Annotated in this window: 17 protein-coding genes; 10 read left to right on the top strand and 7 right to left on the bottom strand. The window is 59.8% G+C overall.

Going from position 1 to position 18,625, the window contains the following annotated elements; translation table 11 throughout:
• Position 1: 1 nt before the first annotated feature.
• Positions 2–1,729 (bottom strand): tetratricopeptide repeat protein, encoded by a 1,728-nt coding sequence (locus SM130_RS04845; RefSeq protein WP_102827015.1) that lies wholly within the window; start codon positions 1,727–1,729, stop codon positions 2–4.
• Positions 1,730–1,931: 202 nt separating this feature from the next.
• Between SM130_RS04845 and hemA the strand changes: the two genes are divergently transcribed.
• The 6 genes from hemA (at position 1,932) to SM130_RS04875 (ending at position 7,310) form a co-directional block, all read left to right on the top strand.
• Positions 1,932–3,200 carry a glutamyl-tRNA reductase gene (gene hemA, locus SM130_RS04850; protein WP_102827016.1) on the top strand — a complete coding sequence of 423 codons (1,269 nt, stop codon included), beginning with the start codon at positions 1,932–1,934 and terminating at the stop codon, positions 3,198–3,200.
• Positions 3,197–4,279 (top strand): peptide chain release factor 1, encoded by a 1,083-nt coding sequence (gene prfA, locus SM130_RS04855; protein ID WP_102827017.1) that lies wholly within the window; start codon positions 3,197–3,199, stop codon positions 4,277–4,279. Before hemA ends, prfA begins: the two co-directional genes overlap by 4 nt.
• Positions 4,280–4,321: 42 nt before the next feature.
• A complete protein-coding gene (gene prmC, locus SM130_RS04860) occupies positions 4,322–5,149 on the top strand; it encodes a peptide chain release factor N(5)-glutamine methyltransferase (protein WP_102827018.1) in 828 nt (275 codons plus the stop codon).
• A 21-nt stretch (positions 5,150–5,170) separates the two neighbouring features.
• A complete protein-coding gene (locus tag SM130_RS04865; RefSeq protein WP_102827019.1) occupies positions 5,171–5,920 on the top strand; it encodes a molybdopterin-synthase adenylyltransferase MoeB in 750 nt (249 codons plus the stop codon).
• Positions 5,913–6,707, top strand: a complete 795-nt coding sequence (gene murI / locus SM130_RS04870; RefSeq protein ID WP_102827038.1) for a glutamate racemase — start codon at positions 5,913–5,915, stop codon at positions 6,705–6,707. Before SM130_RS04865 ends, murI begins: the two co-directional genes overlap by 8 nt.
• 84 nt (positions 6,708–6,791) lie before the next feature.
• Entirely contained in the window at positions 6,792–7,310 is a 519-nt protein-coding gene (locus tag SM130_RS04875) for an acyloxyacyl hydrolase (protein ID WP_102827020.1), read from the top strand.
• Positions 7,311–7,368: 58 nt separating this feature from the next.
• Here the strand turns inward: SM130_RS04875 and SM130_RS04880 are convergent, their stop codons facing one another.
• The 3 genes from SM130_RS04880 to upp all read right to left on the bottom strand — a co-directional run bounded on the left by SM130_RS04880 (position 7,369) and on the right by upp (position 9,675).
• The gene (locus tag SM130_RS04880; protein WP_102827021.1) at positions 7,369–7,680 is read right to left on the bottom strand and encodes a YkgJ family cysteine cluster protein; all 312 of its coding nucleotides are present in this window, start codon (positions 7,678–7,680) and stop codon (positions 7,369–7,371) included.
• A gap of 94 nt (positions 7,681–7,774) precedes the next feature.
• Positions 7,775–9,034, bottom strand: a complete 1,260-nt coding sequence (locus SM130_RS04885; RefSeq protein ID WP_102827022.1) for a uracil-xanthine permease family protein — start codon at positions 9,032–9,034, stop codon at positions 7,775–7,777.
• A 2-nt stretch (positions 9,035–9,036) separates the two neighbouring features.
• The gene (gene upp / locus SM130_RS04890) at positions 9,037–9,675 is read right to left on the bottom strand and encodes a uracil phosphoribosyltransferase (protein ID WP_102827023.1); all 639 of its coding nucleotides are present in this window, start codon (positions 9,673–9,675) and stop codon (positions 9,037–9,039) included.
• Positions 9,676–9,925: 250 nt separating this feature from the next.
• Here upp and SM130_RS04895 point away from each other — a divergent pair, with 250 nt between their 5' ends.
• The 4 genes from SM130_RS04895 to SM130_RS04910 all read left to right on the top strand — a co-directional run bounded on the left by SM130_RS04895 (position 9,926) and on the right by SM130_RS04910 (position 17,215).
• On the top strand, positions 9,926–10,483 hold the full coding sequence (locus SM130_RS04895; RefSeq protein WP_102827024.1) for a hypoxanthine-guanine phosphoribosyltransferase: 558 nt from the start codon (positions 9,926–9,928) through the stop codon (positions 10,481–10,483).
• 581 nt (positions 10,484–11,064) lie between these two features.
• Positions 11,065–12,864 carry a DUF1302 domain-containing protein gene (locus tag SM130_RS04900; RefSeq protein WP_102827025.1) on the top strand — a complete coding sequence of 600 codons (1,800 nt, stop codon included), beginning with the start codon at positions 11,065–11,067 and terminating at the stop codon, positions 12,862–12,864.
• A 103-nt stretch (positions 12,865–12,967) separates the two neighbouring features.
• Positions 12,968–14,329 (top strand): DUF1329 domain-containing protein, encoded by a 1,362-nt coding sequence (locus tag SM130_RS04905; protein WP_102827026.1) that lies wholly within the window; start codon positions 12,968–12,970, stop codon positions 14,327–14,329.
• A gap of 264 nt (positions 14,330–14,593) precedes the next feature.
• On the top strand, positions 14,594–17,215 hold the full coding sequence (locus SM130_RS04910; protein WP_102827027.1) for a LuxR C-terminal-related transcriptional regulator: 2,622 nt from the start codon (positions 14,594–14,596) through the stop codon (positions 17,213–17,215).
• A 177-nt stretch (positions 17,216–17,392) separates the two neighbouring features.
• Here SM130_RS04910 and SM130_RS04915 read toward each other — a convergent pair whose 3' ends face one another.
• From SM130_RS04915 to SM130_RS04925, 3 genes are all read right to left on the bottom strand, one after another.
• Entirely contained in the window at positions 17,393–17,662 is a 270-nt protein-coding gene (locus SM130_RS04915) for a DUF3509 domain-containing protein (RefSeq protein ID WP_102827028.1), read from the bottom strand.
• A 119-nt stretch (positions 17,663–17,781) separates the two neighbouring features.
• A complete protein-coding gene (locus SM130_RS04920; RefSeq protein WP_102827029.1) occupies positions 17,782–18,036 on the bottom strand; it encodes a YebG family protein in 255 nt (84 codons plus the stop codon).
• A 97-nt stretch (positions 18,037–18,133) separates the two neighbouring features.
• The gene (locus SM130_RS04925; RefSeq protein ID WP_102827030.1) at positions 18,134–18,598 is read right to left on the bottom strand and encodes a multidrug transporter; all 465 of its coding nucleotides are present in this window, start codon (positions 18,596–18,598) and stop codon (positions 18,134–18,136) included.
• Positions 18,599–18,625 lie beyond the last annotated feature (27 nt).

Raw genomic sequence — 18,625 nt, forward strand, 5'->3', positions numbered from 1 at the left:
GTTAGGGCTTCTCCGATCCGGTCAGCCGCTTGAGCGTTTCGCGCAAGACCTCGCTGTCGGGTTGTAGTTTGAGTGCCTTGCCCCAGACCGCGCGGGCCTCGCTGCGTTCACCCTTCGCCCACAGCACTTCACCCAGATGTGCCGCTACTTCGTGGTCGGGGAAGCGCTGCAGCGCCTTGCGCAGCAGTGCTTCCGCTTCGGCCAGGTTGCCCAGCCGGAAGTTGACCCAGCCGAGGCTGTCGAGAATCGCCGGGTCGTCGGGGTTGAGCTGGTAAGCCTGCTCGATCAGTTGCAGTGCCTCGTCGTAACGTTTGGTACGGTCAGCCAGGGTGTAGCCGAGTGCGTTGAGGGCCATGGCATTGTCTGGCTCACGCTCGATGATGAAGCGCAGGTCGCTTTCCAGTTGGGCCAGATCACCGCGCTTTTCTGCGAGCATGGCGCGGGTATAGAGCAGGTTGAGGTCATCGGGGAAGTCCTCGAGTGCCTGCTCCGCCAGCTTCCACGCCTGCTCGACGCGATTGTGTTCGGAGAGCGCTTCGATCTCGATGAGATATAGCTGAATGGAGTAATCGGGCTGCCGCTGACGCGCGTCGGCCAGCACTGCAGAGGCTTCCTGGTCGCGCTTGGCGGAGTACAGCAGCTGGCTCTGCAGCAGCTTAGCCGGCAGGTATTCATTGCCTGGGCCGACCTGGGCCAACGCATCCAGAGCTTTAGAGGTTCGCCCCATGGCCTGGTAGGCACGGCCGAGATTGAAATAGGCCGCATCAATGTGGCTGCCGCGCTCGATCAGTTCTTCGAGATAAACGGCGGCCTCACGCCAGGCTTCGGCTTCCATGCAGACCAGCGCCATGGAGAAGCGCAGGTCGTCATCGGCCGGATGCTGCTGGACCAACGTTGCGAACTCGCCCATGGCGTCTTCCAGGCGCTCCTGCTCGACCAGCAGGCGTGCATAAGTCAGGCGCAGGCGCTTGTCTTCGGGATGCTGGCGAAGGCTTTTCTCAAGCAACGGCAGCGCTTCGTCGCTGCGCTGCAAGCTGTGTAGCAGGCGGGCCTCTAGAAGAATCGAGGGGATCTGACGCTGCTTGGCCGGTTGCTTCTGCAACAGCGCCAGTGCTTCTTCGCTGCGATCGTCCTGCTGCAGCAGGACGGCTTTGCCGAAGGTCAGCTGAGGGTTGTCCGGGTGTTTGACTAGCAGCTTGTCGAAGCTCTGCAACAGGCCGGCACGGGTATCCGGATCGGTTTCCGACGCTGAAAGCGCAAGGAAATCAAAGTGCGTATCGCCCTGGCCTTGAAGGACCTTTTCCATGAATTCCATGGATTCCTCGTAGCGACCGGCGCGGGCGAGCTGCACGGCAGCGGCACGCTGCGCTTCGAGGCTTTGCGGGGCGTTGCGTGCCCAGATCATCGCGGTATCCAGCGCGGCCTGCTCTGCACCAAGGTATTCGGCAATGCGAAAACCTCGCTCGGCAACGCCGGGATCCTGGGTCGCATGGGCTTGCTGGACATAGTTGCCCAAGGCGATATCGAAGCGATTGCGCTGGCCGGCCAACTCTGCGACCAGTAGCGCATAGAGGGATTGGCGGCTGAACGAGCCATACTCTGCCGCGTCGCTGACGGAGCTCTCCGGCGCAGCGTCCTCGACCGGCGGGCTGCTTTCGGATGCTTGCTGCGTGAAGGTCTGGCAGCCGCCGATCAACAGCAGGGCGGCAAGTGCGGCGAGTCTTTTCATAGGGGAAAAATGTACGGCTGTATGCGGTCGCGGCATGATGACACAAGCCGCAGGTCAAGCCCATCGCCCCCTGGTGGGCGCGCGAGCCGGTTTGGTAGGCAAATGGCCCTACCAATCGCATCCGACAATCGAGGGCAATGGTTGTTCTCCATCTGTCGAAGTAGGAGAATTGCGCGCTCTGTTATCGAATCAGCGATTCTGCATGGCTTTCCTCGCGCTTGGCATCAATCACAAGACCGCTTCGGTGGACGTCCGCGAGCGCGTAGCCTTCACGCCCGACCAGATGGTCGACGCCTTGCGCCAGCTGTGTCGCGTCACCCCGACCCGCGAGGCGGCGATCCTCTCGACCTGCAACCGCAGCGAGCTGTATCTGCAGCAGGATCAGGTCGAAGCCGACGCCGTGCTGGCTTGGCTGGCCAGCTATCACCGTCTAAGCCTCGACGAACTCAAGGCTTGCGCTTATGTGCATGTCGACGATCAGGCCGTGCGCCACATGATGCGGGTCGCCTCAGGGCTCGACTCGTTGGTGCTGGGCGAGCCGCAAATTCTCGGCCAGATGAAGTCGGCCTACGCGGTGGCGCGGGAGGCTGGAAGTGTTGGTCCGCTCCTTGGACGGCTGTTCCAGGCGACATTCAGCACCGCCAAGACCGTGCGCACCGATACTGCTATTGGCGAGAATCCGGTTTCCGTCGCGTTTGCCGCAGTCAGCCTGGCGCGGCAGATCTTCAGCAATCTGCAGCGCAGTCAGGCGCTGCTGATCGGTGCGGGGGAGACCATTACCTTGGTGGCGCGTCACTTGCATGAGCAGGGCGTGAAAAGGATCGTCGTCGCCAACCGCACGCTCGAGCGCGCCAGTGCGCTGGCCGCCGAGCTGGGGGCGCATGCGATCCTGCTCGCCGATATCCCGGATGAGTTGCACAACAGCGACATCGTCATCAGTTCCACCGCCAGCCAGTTGCCGATTCTCGGCAAGGGCGCGGTCGAGCAAGCCCTCAAGCGGCGCAAGCACAAGCCGATGTTCATGGTCGATATCGCCGTGCCGCGCGACATCGAGCCGCAGGTCGGTGAGCTCGACGACGTTTATCTGTACTCGGTCGATGACTTGCACGAGGTGGTCGCGGAGAACCTCAAGAGCCGTCAGGGTGCCGCTCAGGCTGCCGAGGAATTGGTCGCTGCAGGCACCGAAGACTTCATGCAGCGTTTGCGCGAACTGGCCGCGGTCGATGTGCTCAAGGCCTATCGGCAGCATGCCGAGCGGATTCGCGACGACGAGCTGAGTAAGGCCCAGCGCCTGCTGGCCAATGGTGGCAGTGCCGAAGATGTGCTCGCTCAGCTGGCCCGTGGCCTGACCAACAAGCTGCTGCATGCGCCCAGCGTGCAGCTGAAGAAACTCTCCGCAGAGGGTCGCATCGAGGCGCTGAGCATGGCCCAGGAGCTCTTCGCCCTGCACGACGGCACGGAAAAACCATGAAAGCTTCGCTGCTCAACAAGTTGGATATTCTGCAGGACCGTTTCGAAGAACTCACCGCACTGCTCGGCGATGCTGAAGTCATCAGCGACCAGACTCGCTTTCGTGCCTATTCTCGCGAATATGCTGAAGTCGAACCGGTGATCGTCGCCTATCGCCAGCTGTGCAAGGTTCAGCAGGACCTAGAGGGCGCCCAGGCGCTGCTCAAGGACAGCGATCCCGATATGCGCGAGATGGCCGAAGAGGAGGTTGCCGAAGCCAAGGCCCAACTCGAAACGCTCGAGGCCAATCTGCAGCGCATGCTGCTGCCCAAGGACCCGAACGACGGGCGCAACGTGTTTCTCGAAATTCGCGCCGGCACGGGCGGCGACGAGGCAGCGATTTTCGCCGGCGATCTGTTCCGAATGTATTCCCGCTATGCCGAGAAGCAGGGCTGGCGCGTCGAGATTCTCTCCGAGAACGAGGGCGAGCACGGCGGCTACAAAGAAGTGATTTCCCGCGTCGAGGGCGACAACGTCTACGCCAAGCTCAAGTTCGAGTCCGGCGCGCACCGGGTACAGCGCGTGCCGGAAACCGAGTCGCAGGGCCGCATCCATACCTCGGCCTGCACTGTTGCGGTGTTGCCCGAGCCGGACGAGCAAGCGGCGGTCGAGATTAATCCTGCCGAATTGCGCGTCGACACCTACCGTTCCTCCGGTGCTGGTGGTCAGCACGTCAACAAGACCGATTCGGCGATCCGTATCACGCACTTGCCGACCGGCATGGTCGTCGAATGTCAGGAGGAGCGTTCGCAGCACAAGAACCGCGCCAAGGCCATGGCCTGGCTCGCCGCCAAGCTGCAGGATCGGCAGGACGCCGCGGCGCACAAGGAGATTTCCGAAACGCGCAAGTTGCTGGTCGGTTCCGGTGATCGTTCCGAGCGTATTCGTACCTACAATTTTCCTCAGGGCCGCGTCACGGACCATCGGGTCAACCTGACGCTGTATTCGCTCAACGAAGTGATCGCAGGCTCCGTGGAGCAGGTTATCGAGCCCTTGCTGCAGGAATATCAGGCCGATCAGCTGGCGGCGCTGGGCGACTGACTGTTACCTCGCTTCATGCTGCGCCACATTTACGAGCAACCCATGCCAACCATCGAGTCCTTGCTGCACAGTGCCGATCTGCCGGATTCGCCGAGCGCCAGGCTGGATGCCGAGTGGCTGCTCGCCGCGGCGCTGGGCAAGTCGACCAGCTATCTGCGCACCTGGCCCGAGCGCGAGGTGCCGCCTGCCAGCGCTGAACGCTTCGCTGCTGATCTTGCGCGGCGGCGGCAGGGTGAGCCAGTCGCCTATATCCTCGGTCGCCAGGGGTTCTGGAGTCTGGAACTCGAAGTGGCGGCGGATACGCTGATCCCGCGCCCGGACACCGAATTGCTAGTCGAAACCGCGCTGCAGTTGCTCCCGATGGCATCGGCTCGGGTGCTTGATCTGGGCACTGGTACTGGCGCGATCGCGCTGGCGCTGGCAGTCGAGCGGCCGAGCTGGCAGGTCTGCGGCGTCGACCGTGTCGAGGCGGCTGTAGCGCTGGCCGAGCGCAATCGACTGCGCCTCGGGCTGGGCAATGCCACCTTCACCGTCAGTGACTGGTTTGCCGCACTGAACGCTGAGCGCTTCGCGATGATCGTCAGCAATCCTCCCTATATTCCAGCCAGCGACCCGCACCTGCAGCAGGGCGATGTGCGTTTCGAACCGCAGAGTGCGCTGGTCGCAGGCGCGGACGGGCTGGACGACATTCGTTCGATCATCAGCCAGGCGCCAGCGCACCTGCAGTCGGGTGGCTGGCTGCTGCTGGAGCATGGCTATGATCAGGCCGAAGCGGTGCGCGCGCTGCTGGTTCTTCATGGTTTCGAAGATGCGCAGAGCCGACTCGATCTGGGTGGGCACGAGCGTATCAGTCTTGGCCGCCTGCCATGATTTCGTTTCGAGAGGTTTTGGATGCTGAGTGACGAAGAACTGCTGCGCTACAGCCGGCAGATCCTGCTCAAGCAGGTCGATATCGAGGGCCAGCTTCGACTCAAGCAGAGCCGAGTGCTGATCGTTGGGCTTGGCGGGCTGGGTTCGCCGGTTGCGCTCTATCTGGCGGCTGCCGGGGTCGGTGAGCTGCATCTGGCGGACTTCGATACCCTGGATCTGACCAACCTGCAACGACAAATCGCCCATGACACTCCATCGCTGGGGCTGCACAAGGTCGACTCGGCCATGCTCCGGCTGGAGGCACTTAACCCGCATGTACATCTGGTAGCTCACCGCAGCGGTCTGGATGCCGACTCGCTGGAGGCGGCGGTCGCTCAGGTCGATCTTGTGCTCGATTGTACGGACAACTTCGGCATACGTGAGGCGGTCAATGCCGCCTGTGTGAAGGCCAGGAAACCGCTGGTCAGCGGTGCGGCCATCCGCCTCGAAGGGCAACTGTCGGTATTCGATCCGCGCATCGAAACCAGCCCGTGCTACCACTGCTTGTACGGGCACGGTAGCGAAGCCGAGCTGACTTGCAGCGAGGCCGGTGTGATCGGTCCATTGGTGGGTATGGTTGGTAGTCTGCAGGCGCTGGAGGCGCTCAAGCTGCTGGCAGGTTTCGGTGAACCGCTGATTGGCCGGCTGCTCTTGATCGATGCCTTGGGTAGCCGATTCCGCGAAATGCGCGTCAAGCGCGACCCGCAATGCGCGGTGTGTGGTCGTGGCTGATTGCAACGCGCCCGTCGGCGTTTTCGATTCGGGGGTTGGCGGGCTCTCTGTGCTGCGCGAAATCCGCCATCGCCTGCCGCATGAGTCGCTGCTCTACCTGGCCGACAGCGCCCATGTGCCTTACGGCGAAAAGAGTCCGGACTACATTCGCGAGCGCTGCCGCGTCATCGCGGCCTTTCTCGTCGAGCAGGGTGCGAAGGCGTTGGTGGTTGCGTGCAATACCGCGACCGCTGCCGGGGTAGGCGAACTGCGCGAGTGCTATCCGCAGATCCCGATCATTGCCATGGAGCCGGCCGTTAAGCCTGCTGCTCAGGCCACGCGGAGCGGTGTCGTCGGCGTGCTTGCCACTACCGGGACGCTGAAAAGCGCGAGGTTCGCCGCATTGCTGGATCGCTTCGCCGCCGATGTACGGGTTATCACTCAACCATGTCCCGGCTTGGTCGAGCGCATCGAGGCGGGCGATCTGGAAAGCGCCGAGACCCGCGCGATGCTGATCGGCTGGGTCGAACCGCTGCTGGCGCAGGGTTGTGACACGCTGATCCTTGGCTGCACGCATTACCCCTTCATCCGCCCGCTGCTGACGCAGGTGCTGCCTGCTGACGTCCGGCTTATTGATACCGGCGCAGCCGTCGCGCGGCACTTGGGTGAAATGCTGGCGGAGCGCCATTTACTTGCCGATGGAGAGGCTGCCCAGCGTTTCTATTGCAGTGGCGATCCGCAGCGAATGGCCGGTGTCCTGCCTATACTTTGGGGTGAAAATGCCGAGGTTGAGTTCTTTTCTGGCTAGGAACTCCCAACGCAGCCCGGTTTCTCAAGTGATGCTGGCAATAAAATAACCAAACAAACACAGTGTTTTTATAAGGACGTTCCCATGAAAAAACTGTTTTCCCTCGCTGCCGTGGCGGCGCTTTCCGTAGGGCAAATGGCAGCTGCCCACGCGGTAGACTTTACCGTTGCGGTCGGCCAGACCGACGAGTCGACCATGACCTACCGTCTGGGCGCGCAGTTCGACTTCGGCACCAGCTGGTTCCAGACTCGCGTGGGTCGGCTGACTGGTTATTGGGATGCCGGCTACACCTACTGGGAGGGTGACGAGTCGTCGAGCAACCACAGCATTTCGCTGGCTCCGGTATTCGTCTACGAGTTCGCCGGTGAGTCAGTAAAACCCTACGTCGAGGCGGGTATCGGCGTCGCCGCGTTCGAGAACACTGAGGTAGAAGGCAACCGCCTGGGTTCATCGTTCCAGTTCGAGGATCGGTTCGGCGCTGGTCTGCGTTTTGCTGGTGGTCATGAAGTGGGCGTGCGTGCGATCCATTACTCCAACGCTGGCATCAAGAAGCCGAATGACGGCATCGAAAGCTACGCCTTGCATTACCGGATGGCTTTCTAAGCCATATCGGTGGCATCGCTGCAGGGCTTTCCAGAGCCCTGCTGCTCCGCCAGACGGCTCAGCGATAGGCTGTGGCCGTACCCTTGCGCTCTTCGCGACAATCATCCGACCCCAGTTCGAACTCCCTGCAGATCAGTGGACGATTCTCATAGATCGTGCAGCGCATGCTGTCCCGGTCTAGCGCTGCGCACCAGCCGTCTTCCAGCCGCAGCATCACTTCGCCCCCCCAGCGGTCAGTCTCGATAAAGCGTTCAGGCACGCCGGTGTCGCTGAACAGCAATACTTCAAGACGGCAGCAGCAGGCCGCGCACGTAGCGCAGCTCACTGCCGTGTCTTCGAGTTGCTGGTGAGAAATGGTCGAATCGTTCATGGCGCCAGTCTAGCCGATTTAGCTCAACCGGGAGGGCGCAAGAGGGCCAGTGGGCCCGTGACGGCACCAGCGGCGGCGGCTGGTGCCCTGTACGTCATGGTTCTTCTTTCAGCTGCTTGTTGCGCCAGCCTTCGCCGCCCGGAAGCAGGAGGTTGAGCAGTAGCGCTACGATCGCGCACAGCGAAATGCCGGAGAGAGTGAATTCACCGTAGCCGATGGCCATGCCGCCGATGCCGAACACCAACGTCACCGACACGATGATCAGGTTACGGGCTTCGGAGAGGTCCACCTGATGGCGAATAAGTGTGCTCAGGCCAACCACCGCAATCGAGCCGAACAGCAGGCAGAGGATGCCGCCCATCACTGGGACCGGGATGCTGAGAAGACCAGCACCAAACTTGCCGATGAAAGCCAGTGTGATTGCAAACATCGCTGCCCAAGTCATGATTTTCGGATTGTAGTTCTTAGTCAGCATCACAGCGCCGGTCACCTCCGCATAGGTGGTGTTGGGTGGGCCGCCGAACAGTCCTGCCGCGGATGTGGCTACGCCGTCGCCCAGCAGCGTGCGGTGCAAACCGGGCTTTTTGACGTAGTTGTTACCCGTCACGCTGCCGATGGCCACTACGCCGCCGATATGCTCGATGGCTGGTGCCAGCGCGACTGGAACCATGAACAGGATCGCGCCTATGTTGAATTCGGGCGTAACGAAATTGGGCACGGCCAGCCAGGGCGCAGCGGCAATACCACTGGTATCGACTACGCCGAACGCGAATGAAAGCCCGTAGCCGACCGCGACCCCAGCGAGAATTGGCACTAGCCGGAAAAGCCCCTTGCCCAGCACTGCCACCAGCAAGGTGGTGATCAGGGCTGGCATCGAAATAAGCATCGCCGTCTGGTATGGAATCAGCTGTGCGCTGCCGTCACCAGCCTTGCCCATCGCCATGTTTACCGCTACAGGCGACAGCGCTAGGCCGATCGAGATGATCACTGGGGCGATGACCACCGGCGGCAGCAGGCGGTCGATGAAGCCCGGCCCCTTCAGGCGCACGGCAAAGCCGAGCAGCATGTAGACCAGCCCGGCAGCAACCACGCCGCCCATGACCGCCGGGAGGCCAAACTCACCCTTCGCGGCGATGATCGGGGCAATGAACGCGAAACTGGATGCCAGGAAAACCGGCACCTGGCGGCGTGTGATCACCTGGAACAGCAAGGTTCCGAGGCCGGCGGTGAACAGCGCCACGTTGGGGTCCATGCCGGTGATCAGCGGCATCAGCACCAGCGCGCCGAAGGCGACGAATAGCATCTGCGCGCCAGCCAGCACCTGCCGGCCAAGCGGCTCGTCGGTATGCGACATGCTCAGATGTCCTTCTGCTTAGTGCCGAAGATCTTGTCGCCGGCATCGCCTAAGCCCGGGACGATGTAGCCGTGCTCGTCGAGACGCTCATCGATGGATGCGGTGAAAATCAGCACGTCGGGGTGCGCGTGTTCCACGGCGGCGATGCCTTCCGGGGCGGCGACTAGCACCAGCGCGCGAATCTCCTTGCAACCGGCTTTTTTCAGCATATCGATAGTGGCGACCATCGAACCGCCGGTGGCTAGCATCGGGTCGATGATGATTGCCAGGCGTTGTTCGATTTCCGGAACCAGCTTTTCCAGGTAGGTCTGCGCCTTTAGCGTTTCCTCGTTGCGCGCGATGCCCACTGCGCTGACCTTGGCGCCTGGGATCAGGCTGAGCACGCCGTCGAGCATGCCGATGCCGGCACGCAGAATGGGTACGACTGTGATCTTTTTGCCGGAAATCTTCTCTACCTGCACCGGGCCGCACCAACCATCGATGTTGTAGTGTTCCAGCGGCAGATCCGAGGTCGCTTCATAGGTGAGGATCGAACCCACTTCCTGAGCCAGTTCACGGAAGTTCTTGGTGCTGATATCGGCGCGGCGCATAAGGCCGAGCTTGTGGCGGATCAGCGGGTGGCGGATCTCTCGAATGGGCATTGTGGGCTCCGGCGGGCAAATAAACCGGCTTAGATTAAAGCATCGTCGGGTCAGCGGCTATTCGCGCGTCATCCAGCCGCCAGACTTGCTGCGCACGGCGCGGGTGGGTATCTTCCACGCCCTTTCGCGGACCGCTGAAAGTAGGCTGTTCGGTCAGGTTTTTCGCTGTTCAGGTATGGCGATTCAACCGCGTGAGCTGCCTGTGTCATTTTCGGCGCTCTAACACTCATCTTCTGAGGGAAACCGCATCATGTCCGTCGATCTCGCACATATCCGCCAAGTCATGGCGGAGGCAGACTGCCTGTACACCGAAGAGCAAGTGGAAGCAGCGATCAGCAAGGTCGCGGAAACGATCAATGGCGAGCTGGCTGATCGGAACCCGGTTGTCTTCTGTGTGATGAACGGCGGCCTGATCTTCTCCGGCAAGCTGGTGCCGAAGCTGAATTTCCCGCTTGAACTGTCCTACCTGCATGCGACCCGTTACCGTAACGAAACCAGCGGTGGTGAGCTATTCTGGAAGGCCAAGCCGGAAATTTCATTTATTGATCGCGACGTGCTGATCATCGATGACATCTTGGATGAAGGCCATACGCTTGGTGCAATCATCGACTTCTGTCGGCATGCAGGTGCTGCGGATGTGCATACGGCGGTACTGATCGACAAGGAGCACGAGCGCAAGGCGCGCCCTGACCTGAAGGCTGATTACGTCGGGCTCAGTTGCATTGACCGCTACATTTTCGGTTACGGCATGGACTACAAGGGTTACTGGCGTAACGCGCCGGGGATCTATGCAGTGAAAGGGCTGTAAGCGTTCCCCGTTAACCTCACTGAGGCCGCCGCGCACCTGCAATGGGTGCGCCGGCAACATAGGTGAATTGCGAGCCGTTTGTTTGCGTTCGTAGGTGCACTTTCACGCTAGTTGTCTGGACTATCGCTCCGGCCCGCTACATCGGCGCTTAGCGCTGATTCCTCTCCCTGTTTCGTTTCGCCCCACTCGCCTGACGAAGGTAACGCATAGGCGTCGTTGCGGCAGTTTTTTGCGCGAGTATCTGTTGCGCTACGCCGCCGCGTTCCGCACACCGGCTGGGAAGTCATTCGACGGTTTTGGGGAGTGATATCGCCGTCATGAATTGAACTTTAGGATAACTGGCCAGCATTTCTTCACGGCGGGGAGCGCAAAGGCTCTGCGGCGGGCTTTGCGGCCTTTGCAATCACGGCTAAGCTCAGGAAGTCCTTATTGCGCGTGGCCCGACGTGATCGCGCTGAAAGCCACTGCTGGAAAGGCTATTAACACTAAAGGATTACACGCTAAATCAAACCTTAGTGCGCTTAACCCTACCTCGAGGTCTGGGTAGGGTTGACGCACTTCGAACCAACCAGGAGCGCCTCATGACAAAAACAACAAGGCAAGGAATCTTCCAGCCGAAGTCTCTAGCTCTCGCCGTCGCGCTGAGCATCGCTGCCCCGGCATACGCCGTGAACTTCAATATCGGTGAAATCGAAGGTCAGTTCGATTCTTCCATGTCCATCGGCGCCAGCTGGTCGACCACTGACCGGGATATGGATCTGGTAGGTATCAACAATGGGGGAACGGGCTACACCCAAACTGGGGATGATGGGCGCCTGAACTTCAAGAAGGGCGAAACCTTCTCGAAAATCTTCAAGGGCGTTCATGATCTTGAACTCCGCTATCGGGATAGCGGTGCCTTCGTTCGCGGCAAATATTGGTATGACTTTGAGCTGAAGGACGAGAGCCGGTTGTTCAAGGACATTAGTGACAGCAATCGTAAAGAAGCTGCCCAGTCTTCGGGTGCGCAGATTCTGGATGCGTTCGTTTATCACAACTACGCGCTAGGCGATTTGCCAGGCACTGTCCGCGTTGGCCGGCAGGTTGTCAGTTGGGGCGAAAGTACCTTCATCGGCAACAGCATCAACTCAATTAACCCGCTGGATGCGGCCGCATTTCGCCGCCCCGGAGCCGAGATCAAAGAGGGCTTGATTCCGGTCAACATGTTTTACATTTCGCAGAGCCTGAGTGATCGCCTGAGCATGGAGGCGTTCTATCAGCTGGAGTGGGACCAGACCATCGCCGATAACTGCGGCACGTTCTTCGCTGTAGATGTTGTTCAGGATGGTTGCGACAACAACTACCATGCTGGCAATTACTCCCCAGCGCTCGCGCAGTTGGCGGGCCTTGCTGGCTTCTACGGCCAAGGTTTTGACTATACGACTGAGGGTATCGTACTTCCCCGTGCCGGGGATCGTGATGCTCGGGACTCAGGCCAGTTCGGTTTGGCGCTGCGTTGGCTGGGTGACGCGACGGAGTATGGTGCGTATTTCATGAACTACCATAGCCGTACGCCAAACCTCAGTACTCAGAGCGCAGGCCTTGCTACAGCACTGGCACTTGGCGACATTATGGCGGGCGCTGGCCCATTTGCTGCAGACGCCGCGCGGGCTGTAATGCTAGGTAATGGTAGCTATTACCTTGAATATCCGGAAGATATTCAGCTGTATGGCCTTAGCTTTTCTACCACGTTGCCTTCAGGTACCGCTTGGTCTGGGGAAATCAGCTACCGCCCTAACGCGCCGTTGCAGATCAATACCCAGGACGTAACCAGAGCATTGCTTAATCCGATTGCGCCTGGGACGTCTCCGATTGACAGCAGCTTCGGCGCGGAGAATCGCGGATACAACCGCAAAGAGATCACCCAGATACAGACCACCTTTACCCATTTCTTCGATCAAGTACTGGGGGCTGGCCGTGTCACTGTTGTGGGTGAAATTGGCTATGCCCACGTAGGTGGTCTAGAGAGTACTAGTGAACTTCGTTACGGACGCGATGCTATTTATGGTACGCCAGATGATCCGCTGGCACTCGCCGACTACGGCCGCCACGGCTTCGTAACCGCCAACTCCTGGGGCTACCGCCTGCGCGCTGTTGCTGATTACAACAACGTCTTCGCTGGGATTAACTTCAAACCTAACGTGTCGTTCTCCCATGACGTTGATGGTTACGGTCCGAATGGTCTGTTCAACGAAGGTGCTAAGGCCGTTAGCGTTGGTCTGGACGCCGAATACCAGAACACCTACACCGCCAGCTTGTCTTACACCGATTTCTTCGGGGGGGACTTCAACACGCTGGTTGATCGCGACTTCCTCGCGTTCAGCGTGGGCGTGAACTTCTAAGGAGTGTTGCCCTGATGTCCGGCTGGCGAGGAAGCGCCGGTCGGGCGATAGCGATAGGCATCGCATCCGGCCGCATAACAAGATCAAGAGGAACTGGAATCGTATGAAAACAACAAGAAAGCTATTCAGTGTCTTGGCCTTCTCTCTGCTTGCGAGCAGTGTGATGGCTGCCGTTTCCCCTGAAGAAGCCGCCAAGCTCGGTACATCACTGACGCCGCTGGGCGCGGAAAAAGCCGGTAACGCTGACGGCAGCATCCCTGAGTGGACCGGTGGTCTCAAGACCGACGCCGCGCCGCTCAAGAACGGGCATCTGACCAATCCCTTCAAGGACGAACAGCCCAAGTTCGTCATCACCGCGCAGAATGCCGAGCAGTACAAGGACAAGCTGACTGCAGGCCAGATGGCGATGTTCAAACGCTATCCGGAAACCTACAAGATTCGCGTGTTCCCCACTCACCGGTCGGTCGCCGTGCCGGATGAAATCTACGAAGCTGCGAAGAAGAGTGCGGTGAATACCGAACTCGTCGAGGGCGGTAACGGTATCGCCAACTTCACCGACAGTCGCTATTACGCATTTCCGATCCCTAAAAACGGGCTGGAAGTAGTGTGGAACCACATTACTCGCTATCGCGGCGGCAACGTGCGTCGCAATATCGTTCAGGCCACTCCGCAAACCAATGGCAGCTACACCATGGTCCACTTTGAGGACGAGGTGGCGTTTCCACTGGGTATGGCTGACCTGGATCCGGAGCGCGCCAAGAACGCGCTGCTGTTCTTCAAGCAACGTGTGACGGCACCGTCCCGCCTGGCCGGTAACGTACTGCTGGTGCATGACTCGTTGGATCAGGTGAAGGAGCCGCGTCAGGCCTGGATCTACAACGCCGGTCAGCGTCGTGTTCGCCGTGCGCCACAGGTTGCATATGACGGCCCAGGTACCGCTTCTGACGGCATGCGCACCACCGATAACTTCGATATGTTCAGTGGCGCACCAGATCGTTATGACTGGAAGCTGGTCGGCAAGAAAGAACTCTTCGTGCCGTACAACAGCTACGAAATTGCATCCAGCGACCTGAAGTACAAGGATGTGATCAAGGCCGGTCACGTCAATCAGGACTTGGCGCGTTATGAGCTTCACCGTGTTTGGGAAATCGAAGCCACACTCAAGAGTGGCGAGCGCAACATCTACGCCAAGCGTCGGTTCTTCGTTGATGAAGACAGCTGGACCATTGTCCAGTCGGAACTGTATGACGGTCGTGGCCAGCTCTGGCGTGTAGGTGAAGCCCATTCGCTGCAGTACTACCAGCACAAGGTCCCGGCTTACGCTTTCGAAGCGCTCTACGACATCATTTCTGGCCGCTACATCGCGATCGGTATGAGCAACGAGGAGAAGCCTCACGAGTACGGCTACCGTGCCTCGGCTCGAGACTTCACGCCGGCTGCGCTGCGCAATGCGGGGGTGCGCTGATTTACTGACATTTAGCAGATGAATAAGGCGGCCAAGTTGGCCGCCTTTTTTTTTGTCGAGAAGCAGTGGATGATAATTTCCACTTGGTGCTTGGTGCTTGGTGCTTGGTGCTAGCCGCACCGTCTACCTGAAAGGTAACCAACGAGGCGGCTATCTGCAGCGGCACTCAGCCCTTCGGCTGGAAGGCTGCGGCAACCGAGCGTAATGCCAGGCACACGCACCGCTGTGTTTCAATGGACTGACTCGAACAAGAGAACCGTTGCCATGTCCGTACGCTTCATTCCTGATGCGCTCAGTGCAGAGGCAAGCGCCGCAGAGCAACTTGCGTCAATTCCTCGGTTGCCACCGCTTCACGTTGGGCGGCCGAGATTGGTCGAGGCGCTGCTTGAGACCGATTGTCGCTTACGTTTGATCTGCGCGCCGGCAGGATTTGGCAAGACCGTGCTGATGGGCGAATGTGCTCGGCTGGTGCCCGACGGCACTCGTCTGGTGTGGCTGGATCTGGGCGGGCGCAGCTGTACCGTTCAGGCTCTTTTCGCTCAACTGAGCGATGCGCTTGGGGAGCGGGCCGCCATGAATTTGGGATGCGAGAACGATATGCTCTCGCTATTGCGGCGTGTCCGGCAGCCGCTATGGATCATGCTCGACGACTACCCGCGTGATTACAGTCCTGAGCTTGATGCTTGCCTCGATATGCTCCTCGACATGAGCCCCGCTCCAATTAGCTGGTGGGTGTCGAGCCGTCGACAACCGGCGTGGAAGCTGCCGCGCCTCCTGTTGCAGGGCCATCTTTTCGAATTCGAAGCCGAGGCGTTGGCGTTCACTGCCGAGGAGCTCGAGCAGGTACTTCAAGTGCATCGCCTGACACTCTCGCCGGAGAGCTTTCAGCAGTTGCAGAGGGGGATGGAGGGTTGGCCGGCCGGCGTCTGCCTGATGCTGCTGCAGGCCGATGAGCAGGCGCTGCGTGAACGCCTGCTTGCCGGAACGCCGCTGCTGCGTGATTACGTCCAACGTGAAGTCATGGCTGGGTTAAGCGACGAAGTACGCCGCGCGCTGATGGCGCTGGCACGCATGCCCCGATTCTCTGCCGAGCTTTGCGATCATGTGCTCGACGGCGTAGGCCGCGAAATTCTCGATATTCTCAAGACTCTTCAGCTGTTCATTCGGCAGATCGATAATTGCGGCGAGTGGTTTCGACTGTGGAAGCCGCTCGTGCTAATGCTGCAGCGCTCGGCCGAAAGCTCGGCGCCGACTCAGGTGCATCTACGCGCCTGCCAATGGTTCGCCAGCCGTGGCGAAATGCGTGAGGCAGTCGAGCACGCGCTATGGGCAGGACAACCTGAAGTGGCGGCGAACTACCTGCAGCGTTACGGACAGGAACAACTACTAATCGGGGACAACGTTTCCCGCTTTCTGAAATGGCGAAGCGAGCTGCCTCAGGATCTGTTTGCCAGCACTACGCGACTGATCGTTTTGCAGGGGTGGGCGCTGATTATTTCGGCGCGTCTCGACGAGGTAGACGACTGTCTGGCTGAACTGGCCAAGTTCTTTCCACAGCCGGATGCCCGTCGGCAGGCGCAGCTATTGGCGCAATGGCAGGCTCTGCGAGGATTTCTTGCGCGCCTGCGCGGCGAGCCCGAGGCGCGGCAGAACTGTCTTCAGGCGCTGGAGGTCTTGTCCGATCATGCTTGGGCGCAGCGTGTGCTTTGCTATCAGGTTCTGACACAGCAGGCCATGGCCGAAGGCGAGCTTGAGCTAGCTCAGCAATACAACAGCGAAGGGATGAAGCTCGCCCGTCTTAAGGGCAGCGTGCTTTATGAGGTGATGCTCAGCGTCGATCGCATTCAACTGTTAGAGCTGACAGGCGAGTTCGAACGTGCGGTTGGGGTTCTGAGCGAGGCACTTCAGACTTTGCGCGAGTCAGTACGGCACAGCCCGCTCATTGGCCGACTGCAGTTGCTGCAGGGGCATTTGCTGGCCTACCAGGGCCTCGATGCGCCGGCGCAGGAGGCCTATCAGCTCGGTAAGGCCGAGACTGAAACCTGCGGCGATTCCTACTGTTTCTTTGGCTACGTCGGGCTCGCCGAGCTCGCGGCTCGCAATCAGGAGTTTGCCTGCGCTTACCATTGGCTGCGTGACGCCGAGCGCCTGTCGCAGTGGCGCCATGTACCGGAGGCAAGGTTTCGCGGCATCCTGCCTTTGATAAACGGCGTGGCCTGGTTGCATCAGGGCGAGTTGCGTAAAGCACGAGCCGCGCTAGGTCAGGTATTGGCGTTGTACGAGGGGCCGGGTTATTTGTCTCCGTCCGGTTTCTACGAGCTACTGCCGAGAGTGCGGCGCTATCTTGCGGTAATAGATATTCTCGACGGGCAGCCAGCGAAGGCGATCGCAGCCCTGCGCGATCAGATCGAGCAGAACATGCGAGTTCAGCGGCTAGGCCTGGCCTGTGAATGCCGTTTCAGTCTGGCTGAGGCACTGCATGCCGACGGTCAGATGGTCGAGGCGGAGCTGGAACTGCGTCTGGCACTCGGGGAAGCTGCACGGCAAAACCTAGTTAAACCCTTGTATGAGCTGCACCACCGCCAACCGCAATGGCTGGCGAGCGTGCTTTCTTCGCAAAAGGGCGAGTCACTACGGCAGCGGTTGTTGAGATACGAGCGCGAGCCAGAGGCGCTGTTGCCGGCACCTGATGAGACGGTGCTTAGCAATCGGGAGCTGACGGTATTGCGGCTGATCGCTCAGGGTTGTTCCAATCAGGAGATTGCCGAACAGCTATTCATATCGCTGCATACGGTCAAGACACATGCGCGCAGGATCAACACCAAGCTGGGAGTCGCGCGCCGAACGCAGGCTGTGGCCAAGGCAAAGGCGCTTGCTTGGCTATGAAACGAAAGTAGCTTAATGGGGCGGGTGACTCATCGTTGCGCCTGACTTGAGCCGAGTAAGGCGCAACGATGCGCTGCGGGTCTCGTGACCGACAGCCAGAATTGTTATTTTTTTGTTCTTGTTCTGGATGAGCTTGGGGCGAAACGGCGGCAACCTGCAGGCAGTCAGGTCGATCTGTTACAGAGGAGCCGGATGCAAGCCTCCGCGCACCATGCGTGATGACACCTGGTCACCGCGTTCGATGGCAAGGCTGACCTGCAGGCTGGTAATCAGACGCTGCAGCTGCTGTTGGTCACGCCATTGGTCGGTACTGATATAGCGCTTTACAGCTACGCCTTCTGCACCGGTCAGGGTCAGCAGGATGCTGCCATCCGGCTTCTCGATGCTGAAATTGACGTTGTAGCGGGGACGAAACACATCGCTAATCTTCTGGAATGGACTCGTCATTGCCTGGATACCTCTTTGAGGGGTTGCCAGCAATGGACCCGGCTAAGCGATGACAAGTTTCCCAAGCACAACGCTCACAGGTCGTCGAAAAAGTCGCAAGTAGATCTGCTATGTACGCGTCATGTCTGCGTCGTCAGTTCGGCCAGCGCCTCGGGGCTGCTCTTGAATGCCTTGGCGAACAGATCCCGATGCCTTGCCATGTAGATCCCGATATCTTCGGCCTGTTTTTCGCTCAGCGATGGGGAGGCTTGCTGCAGGACGGCAGCCAGTGCCTCGGCCAGCTCCAGCATCTTGTCATGACGATCGGCTTCGGCTTTATCCATGAACAAGCGCTCCAGGTCCCGACTGCTGCGGTACACCACTTCGACGGCCATTTACCACCTCGGTCATTGGCAGATTGATACTGTTTATTTGTACAGCATAAGCGGGCGGTGCGAAGATTGGTAGTGTGCAGTTCGACGAGCTTCGCGATCAGTTGGCAAAATGCCCCTGCAACCGGTCGGCTTGGAACTCCAGCGTAGCCGCGCGGTAGCCGCTACGCAGCAGCGGTAGCGGCAAACAGGACTCCCAACTGGCTCCAGGCAGCAAATCGCCAGGCCCTTGATACGTCGGGGCGTCATAGGCGCGTCGCGCCAGGTTGGTGCGTGAACCTGGCGAGTAAGCCGCCACTTCCCATTGCAGACTTTGCAGCTTCTTGTCGGTGTGGTTTTTCAGGTGCACGTGCAATGGCTGTGCGCCGGAGCAACGACGGGGGTCGTGAGTCAACTGAATCTCGATGCGAGCGAGCAGTTGCTCTTCTCTATGCTCCTGCCAGATAACCCAGCCGGCGACCAGTGCGAGGCCGAGTGTAGCTCCCAGCGAAATGGGCACGGCTCTGAGTGGATAGCGAATCAGCAGCACCAGCCACGTGAGAATGAGCAGGGCGCCGATCAGCATGGCCGATTACCGGTAAACAGGTGGCTA

The organism is Stutzerimonas stutzeri, from assembly GCF_038561965.1.
Lineage (GTDB): Bacteria > Pseudomonadota > Gammaproteobacteria > Pseudomonadales > Pseudomonadaceae > Stutzerimonas > Stutzerimonas stutzeri_AA.

What these genes read in the sequence shown, in the direction of transcription:
- SM130_RS04845 (WP_102827015.1), bottom strand. Translation starts at nt 1,729, where the DNA reads ATGAAAAGACTCGCCGCACTTGCCGCCCTGCTGTTGATCGGCGGCTGC.
- hemA (WP_102827016.1), top strand. Translation starts at nt 1,932, where the DNA reads ATGGCTTTCCTCGCGCTTGGCATCAATCACAAGACCGCTTCGGTGGAC.
- prfA (WP_102827017.1), top strand. Translation starts at nt 3,197, where the DNA reads ATGAAAGCTTCGCTGCTCAACAAGTTGGATATTCTGCAGGACCGTTTC.
- prmC (WP_102827018.1), top strand. Translation starts at nt 4,322, where the DNA reads ATGCCAACCATCGAGTCCTTGCTGCACAGTGCCGATCTGCCGGATTCG.
- SM130_RS04865 (WP_102827019.1), top strand. Translation starts at nt 5,171, where the DNA reads ATGCTGAGTGACGAAGAACTGCTGCGCTACAGCCGGCAGATCCTGCTC.
- SM130_RS04875 (WP_102827020.1), top strand. Translation starts at nt 6,792, where the DNA reads ATGAAAAAACTGTTTTCCCTCGCTGCCGTGGCGGCGCTTTCCGTAGGG.
- SM130_RS04880 (WP_102827021.1), bottom strand. Translation starts at nt 7,680, where the DNA reads ATGAACGATTCGACCATTTCTCACCAGCAACTCGAAGACACGGCAGTG.
- SM130_RS04885 (WP_102827022.1), bottom strand. Translation starts at nt 9,034, where the DNA reads ATGTCGCATACCGACGAGCCGCTTGGCCGGCAGGTGCTGGCTGGCGCG.
- upp (WP_102827023.1), bottom strand. Translation starts at nt 9,675, where the DNA reads ATGCCCATTCGAGAGATCCGCCACCCGCTGATCCGCCACAAGCTCGGC.
- SM130_RS04895 (WP_102827024.1), top strand. Translation starts at nt 9,926, where the DNA reads ATGTCCGTCGATCTCGCACATATCCGCCAAGTCATGGCGGAGGCAGAC.
- SM130_RS04900 (WP_102827025.1), top strand. Translation starts at nt 11,065, where the DNA reads ATGACAAAAACAACAAGGCAAGGAATCTTCCAGCCGAAGTCTCTAGCT.
- SM130_RS04905 (WP_102827026.1), top strand. Translation starts at nt 12,968, where the DNA reads ATGAAAACAACAAGAAAGCTATTCAGTGTCTTGGCCTTCTCTCTGCTT.
- SM130_RS04910 (WP_102827027.1), top strand. Translation starts at nt 14,594, where the DNA reads ATGTCCGTACGCTTCATTCCTGATGCGCTCAGTGCAGAGGCAAGCGCC.
- SM130_RS04915 (WP_102827028.1), bottom strand. Translation starts at nt 17,662, where the DNA reads ATGACGAGTCCATTCCAGAAGATTAGCGATGTGTTTCGTCCCCGCTAC.
- SM130_RS04920 (WP_102827029.1), bottom strand. Translation starts at nt 18,036, where the DNA reads ATGGCCGTCGAAGTGGTGTACCGCAGCAGTCGGGACCTGGAGCGCTTG.
- SM130_RS04925 (WP_102827030.1), bottom strand. Translation starts at nt 18,598, where the DNA reads ATGCTGATCGGCGCCCTGCTCATTCTCACGTGGCTGGTGCTGCTGATT.